At 42.3% G+C, this 761-nt stretch carries 2 protein-coding genes; both read left to right on the forward strand.

The window, feature by feature from the left end; all coding sequences use genetic code 11:
* The coding region (locus L2737_RS22235; RefSeq protein ID WP_248957139.1) for a DALR anticodon-binding domain-containing protein at window positions 1-473 on the forward strand (473 nt) is incomplete at its 5' end.
* A gap of 102 nt (window positions 474-575) precedes the next feature.
* A partial coding sequence (locus L2737_RS22240; protein WP_248957140.1) for a hypothetical protein occupies window positions 576-761 on the forward strand: 186 nt, incomplete at its 3' end.

Consider the following 761-nt stretch of genomic DNA (forward strand, 5'->3'; position numbering starts at 1 on the left):
AGCCTGAAGTGCACATTGATTTTGATTTGGCGCTGGCTAAATCACAAAGCAAAGACAATCAAGTGTATTACATTCAATACGCGCATGCCCGTGTTTGTCGAGTGTTAGAAAAGCTACAAAACAGTGGTCTTGTGGTAGACGATGCGATTGGTTTAGAACATCAAAACTTACTTAGCGCACCAAACGAAGACGAGCTAATTAAATTATTAGCAGGATATCCAGCGACATTATTACGCGCCGCGACGGGTTATGAGCCACATGTCTTGACCAACTATCTTAAAGAGTTGGCAGCGCTATTTCATGGTTGGTATGACAGCAATCGCATTTTGCCAGTGAGTTTGACCTCAGGTGAGACACCAAGCTTGGATGAGATGGAATTGATGCAAGCCCGTTTGCGTTTGTCTAAAGCCGTACGTCAAGTATTGGTCAATGGTCTTAGTTTGTTAGGGTTGTCGGCACCATCTAGCATGTAGTTTTTTTCTATTATATAGTAACTTTCTAACATGTAGTATGAGTATAGATGACTGCCAGCCATAATTTGATGATAGTTAGATTCAGTAGGGAGAACCAGATCCATGCTAGCCAAAAAACCTAAAGGTGCGACTGAAAAACGCAAAACAAGAAGCGTATCAGGCTTATTGTGGATGTTTGTCGGGGCTGTATTGACCCTTATGATAGGGGTATTTATATACTTGTCACCATTATTTGATTTCAGTCCCTCTGACAGCACCGCTGGAAATGATCCTGATGGTCAGGTACGG

Source organism: Shewanella electrodiphila, from assembly GCF_023283985.1.
GTDB lineage: Bacteria > Pseudomonadota > Gammaproteobacteria > Enterobacterales > Shewanellaceae > Shewanella > Shewanella electrodiphila.